At 59.0% G+C, this 327-nt stretch carries 1 protein-coding gene; it reads right to left on the bottom strand.

Going from position 1 to position 327, the window contains the following annotated elements; translation table 11 throughout:
- On the bottom strand, positions 1-327 hold a 327-nt coding region (locus AC0L3S_RS39220; protein WP_473285318.1), incomplete at both ends, for an MmgE/PrpD family protein.

The following is a 327-nucleotide window of genomic DNA, read 5'->3' as shown; positions in this document are numbered from 1 at the left end:
GTAGGCAGCCGTGATACCCGCGACCACGGCTGGGGGAATCCCTTCCTTGATCGTGCTGCCCTCGAACTTGGCGGTTGGCTCTAAGAACACGATCGGTCCTTCGGACCCGGCGATCGCCAAGGCATGAGCAGTTTCTGTTGCATTCAAGCTCAAGAGACGAGAAACAGCGGCCGCAGCCCCGTAGCCGACCCAGCGTCCAGTCGCATACGTCTCGATTGTTGAGATAGGACGAGAGCACGCGATCCTGAGAGCGATTTCGTATCCGAGTGCGATCGCAGCCATTGTTTCGGAAACAGAAGCGTTAACGGCCTGAGCCACCGCCAAGGC

Source organism: Bradyrhizobium sp. Ken01, assembly GCF_055807355.1.
This window is presented reverse-complemented; position numbering and strand designations above follow the sequence as displayed.